Source organism: Arthrobacter sp. H14, from assembly GCF_000520495.1.
Taxonomy (GTDB): domain Bacteria; phylum Actinomycetota; class Actinomycetes; order Actinomycetales; family Micrococcaceae; genus Arthrobacter_C.
Window position 1 is genome coordinate 23,630 of record NZ_KI914671.1, and the last position, 4,488, is coordinate 28,117.

5 protein-coding genes are annotated in these 4,488 nt (G+C 64.3%); 4 read left to right on the forward strand and 1 reads right to left on the reverse strand.

Annotated features, from left to right (window positions below; all coding sequences use genetic code 11):
* The 4 genes from egtB to Y707_RS0115995 all read left to right on the forward strand — a co-directional run.
* Window positions 1–1,132: ergothioneine biosynthesis protein EgtB (egtB, locus tag Y707_RS31610; protein ID WP_035782054.1), on the forward strand; the 1,132-nt coding region annotated here is incomplete at its 5' end.
* 3 nt (window positions 1,133–1,135) lie between these two features.
* Window positions 1,136–1,900, forward strand: coding sequence for an ergothioneine biosynthesis protein EgtC (egtC, locus tag Y707_RS0115985; RefSeq protein ID WP_026535827.1), 765 nt, complete (start codon window positions 1,136–1,138; stop codon window positions 1,898–1,900).
* Complete coding sequence (gene egtD / locus Y707_RS0115990) at window positions 1,897–2,883, forward strand: L-histidine N(alpha)-methyltransferase (protein ID WP_051442105.1); 987 nt, start codon at window positions 1,897–1,899, stop codon at window positions 2,881–2,883. The genes egtC and egtD overlap by 4 nt, the downstream gene beginning before the upstream one ends.
* 253 nt (window positions 2,884–3,136) lie before the next feature.
* A complete protein-coding gene (locus Y707_RS0115995) occupies window positions 3,137–3,916 on the forward strand; it encodes a polysaccharide deacetylase family protein (RefSeq protein ID WP_253905210.1) in 780 nt (259 codons plus the stop codon).
* Between the two features lie 61 nt (window positions 3,917–3,977).
* On the opposite strand, the gene Y707_RS30025 is transcribed toward Y707_RS0115995, so the two are convergent.
* Window positions 3,978–4,488, reverse strand: a 511-nt coding sequence (locus Y707_RS30025; RefSeq protein ID WP_035782057.1) for an ATP dependent DNA ligase, incomplete at its 5' end; no start/stop codon positions are given.

Consider the following 4,488-nt stretch of genomic DNA (forward strand, 5'->3'; position numbering starts at 1 on the left):
CGGGCGGGAGCCACTGCGGCCGGACATCGACCGGCTCTACGACGCCTTCGAAAACCCGCGCAGCGCCCGGCCGTCACTACCGCTGCTCCCTCCAACCGAATCCCGCCAGTACATAGCGGAAGTGCGCAGCAAAGCGTTGGACATCCTCGACGGCGCCACGCTGGAAGGTTCGCCGCTGGTGGAGGGCGGCTTCGTGTTCGGGATGATGATCCAGCACGAGCAGCAACACGCCGAAACGATGCTCGCCACGCATCAGCTCAGGTCGGGGGAGCCGGTTCTTCATCCGGTTCGGGCGGCGGAGGCTGTGCCAGCTGCTGATATGGAACCCCTGCCCCAGGAGGTCCGTGTCCCGGCAGGATCTTTCACAATGGGAACCTCGATCGAGCCCTGGGCGCTGGACAATGAACGTCCCGCCCACGAGGTGAAGCTGCCCGCGTACTGGATCGATACTCTGCCGGTGACCAACGCGGCCTTTGAACGGTTCATTGACGACGGCGGTTATGACGACTCCCGCTTGTGGACGCCGGAAGGGTGGGCACACCGCAATGAAGCAGGCCTGATGGCGCCGAAGTACTGGCGAAGCGACGGCGGACGTTGGGTCCGCACCCGGTTCGGCGTCGTCGAGCCGGTCCCCGCCGACGAGCCGGTCCAGCACGTGAGCTGGTATGAAGCGGACGCGTACGCGCGGTGGGCCGGCCGGCGTCTGCCCACCGAAGCCGAATGGGAAAAGGCCGCACGCTATGATCCTGCTACCGGCCGCTCCCGGCGGTATCCATGGGGCGACGAGGATCCGACGTCGATGCACGCGAACCTGGGCGGGGAGGCCCTTCGCCCCTCAGCGGTCGGCTCCCATCCGGAGGGTGCGTCGCCCTTGGGAGTGCATCAACTGATGGGGGATGTCTGGGAGTGGGTCTCCAGCGACTTCCGGCCGTATCCAGGCTTCAGCGTGTTTCCGTATGCGGAATACAGCCAGGTGTTCTTCGGCGGAGGGTATAAGGTACTGCGCGGCGGATCCTGGGCAGTGGACAGGGCGGCATGCCGCGGGACGTTCCGCAACTGGGACCACCCCATCCGGCGCCAGATTTTCACCGGTTTCCGAACCGCCCGCGACGTAACGACGGCGGACGACTAGAACATGTGCCGTCATCTCGCATTTCTCGGCCCGTCGACGTCGTTGGCCGAACTGCTGCTTGCCCCCGAACACGGTTTGCTCAGACAGTCCTGGGCACCACGGCGGCAACGGTACGGGACTGTCAACGCTGACGGTTTCGGCGCGGGTTGGTACGCCTCCGGAGACCCGGTGCCTGCCCGCTATCGAAGGGCAATTCCCATGTGGGCGGACTCTTCGTTCGCCGACGTCGCGCGGGTAACGTCAAGCGCGGCCGTGCTCGCCGCCGTCCGGTCCGCGACGCCGGGGACGACGCCGGACGAGTCCGCCGCCGCGCCGTACGCCGAGGGCAAGTGGCTCTTCAGTCATAACGGCAGGATCGAGGGCTGGCCGCACTCGATGCAGACGTTGGTGGCACAATTGCCGCCGGACCGCTTGCTGGGCCTCGAATCACGGGTGGATTCCGCGTTGCTGTGGGGACTGGTTTCAGCAAAGCTTGCGGCCGGGAACACCGCCGGCAATGCACTGGCGACCGTAGTCACGGAGGTGTCTGCAGTGGCAACAGGACGGCTCAACTTCCTGCTCACCGACGGCACAACCATCACAGCGACCGCCGCCGGCGACACACTTTTCTGGCGTTCCGGGCCATCCGGAACGGTCGTGGCCAGCGAACCTTCCGATGACGGCGACAACTGGCACGAGGTGCCGGACCAGTCGTTGCTGACTGCCACTGCTGACCGGGTGGATGTCCGCCCGATCTCTGTCGAATGGAAAGAACGAGTACTGACATGACCGTCTCACACGCCCGCCCCGGCATAGTCCACCATTTGCCTCCCGACCACCACGGACGCAACCTGCGTGCTGATGTGCGCGCAGGGCTCACCGGATCACCGAAAACCCTGCCGCCCAAGTGGTTCTACGACAAAAACGGCAGCGACTTGTTTGAACGGATCACCGAACTGCCGGAGTATTATCCGACCCGGGCTGAGCGCGAAGTGTTGACCAACCATGCTGACAGCATCGCGGCGGCCGGCCCCGCCGAGACGCTCATTGAGCTCGGTTCCGGATCTTCCCGCAAGACACCGCTGCTGCTCAATGCACTGAAGAAATCGGGACCCTTGCGCCGCTATGTGGCAGTCGATGTCAGCGACAGTGCCCTGCTGGAAGCCGGCGAAGAACTCTCAACCGCGTTTCCCGACGTCGACCTTCAAGCCGTGGCCGCCGACTTCGAAACACAACTGCATCTGCTCCCACACCAGGGAGCAACCATGGTGGCGTTTCTCGGTGGAACAATTGGCAATATGGAGCCGGAGGCACGTGCGCGGTTCCTGCACCACATCAGGGAACTCCTTCTTCCCACCGGTGGGTCGCTGCTGCTGGGAACAGGTCTGATCACTTCGCCGGATGTACTTATTCCCGCCTACGATGACGCTGCCGGAGTGACCGCGGACTTCAACCGGAACGTCCTGCGTGTCCTGAACACGGAGCTCGGTGCCGATTTCGACGTCGAAGCATTCGAGCACGTGGCGGTATGGAATCCGGAGCAGGAATGGATTGAAATGAGACTCCGCGCCAGCAGACCAATGCAGGTGCACCTGCCCGGCATCAGCCTCGACGTCCGGTTCGAGGAGGGCGAAGAACTGCGTACGGAAATCTCAGCGAAGTTCCGCGCCAGCGGCATCACTGCGGAACTGGAAGCGGCCCAGCTGAACACCGTAGGGCAATGGACCGACGAACAGAACCGATACGCGTTGACCCTGGCAGAAGTGAAATAGGATTTTGTGATTGCGTTTCACGAGGTGGGACGGTGCCGGCCGAGGGCGTCAACTCCGCTGTCTGGCACAATGGTCACCAGTCGGAGAACGGCGGCAACGGGGGAAGTGCAATCGGGGGGACCGTATGGCAAATCATCAAACGCGCAGATGGGGGCGGCGGACATTCCTTGCTGCGCTGGCGACAGGAGCCTTCTCGGCCTGCGCTGCGCCGACACAGCCTGAGACGCCGAACCCCAGCAGCCGGCCTGCGTCGATGCCGAAACCACGTCCCACGGCGACGGCGTCCCCGGAGCCCGAAATCAGCGCCGAAGCCGGCTCCCGTTCCCTGACCCGGGACCAAGTCGTAGAGACCTATCGGGATCGCGTTCCGGCTCATTGGGGACTTGCGGTTCCCGGCGTCGCCACCACTTTGCCGCCGAAGGCCGCGGGGATCGCCCTGACCTTCGACTGCTGTGGCGGGCCGGGTGGTGAATCCTTGGACCACGACCTGGTAAATGTCCTGCGAACCAATCAGATCCCGGCAACGTTCTTCCTGAACGCCCGTTGGGTGCGCGCCAATCCAGGCTTGGCCTCCGGTCTGGCAGCCGATCCGCTGTTCGAAGTGGCGAACCATGGCACCAGGCATCTTCCATTGTCGGTCTCCGGCAACAGCGCCTATGGAATACCAGGAACGGCCAACCCGGGCGAGGCCTACGACGAAGTCATGACCAATCAGGACGTTCTTGGTGAAGTCACCGGAACCCAGCCACGCTTCTTCAGATCCGGCACAGCCCACTTTGATGAAGTGGCTGCGGAGATCGTTCGGGATCTCGGGTTGATCCCGGTCAATTTCAGCGTCAACGGCGACGCCGGCGCGAGCTTTCCTGCTGGCACCGTCTCCGCGCAGTTCCGCAGCGCCACGGCCGGCGATATCGTCATTGCCCATGCCAACCGGCCCGACAGCGGTACCGCCGGGGGAGTGGCGCACGCAATCCCTGCCCTTCTTGCGCAGGGAGCCACGTTCCTCCGGTTGTCCGACATGCCGCCTGTTTGACCTCGACCGCGGAGCTCCGCGCACCGGAACCTCTGCTCCAGCGTGGTGACGCGTAGCCGCCTTATTGAGCCGGCAGGACCTCCGACAGATCAAACGCGACCGGCTGCTCCAGTTGGGTGTAAGTGCAGGATTCCGGCTCGCGGTCGGGACGCCAGCGCACAAACTGGGTGGTGTGCCGGAACCGGGTGCCCTCCATGTAGTCGTAGCGCACCTCCACCACGGTTTCGGGGCGCAGCGGCACGAAGCTCAGGTCCTTTCCGGCGTTCCACCGGCTGGTTTCGGACTTGCGCGGCGACCGTGCCCCGGATTCGCTCTCCTGCAGCGTGGTGTCGTCGGTCCAAGACCACGGGTGCTCTTCCATATCCGTCACCAGCGGCTGGAATTCCTTGAACAGCTCCCGCCGACGGGTCATCGAGAACGCGCCGATCACTCCCACCGAGGACAGGCTCCCCTCGGCGTCGTACAGGCCCAGCAGCAGCGAGCCGATGGCATCATTTCCGGTTTTGTGAACCCGGTAGCCGGCGACGACACAGTCCGCGGTGCGCTCATGCTTGATCTTGAACATCACCCGC

Excerpts from the sequence above, each read along its gene's own strand:
- egtC (WP_026535827.1), top strand. The coding sequence starts at position 1,136 with ATGTGCCGTCATCTCGCATTTCTCGGCCCGTCGACGTCGTTGGCCGAA.
- egtD (WP_051442105.1), top strand. The coding sequence starts at position 1,897 with ATGACCGTCTCACACGCCCGCCCCGGCATAGTCCACCATTTGCCTCCC.
- Y707_RS0115995 (WP_253905210.1), top strand. The coding sequence starts at position 3,137 with ATGCCGAAACCACGTCCCACGGCGACGGCGTCCCCGGAGCCCGAAATC.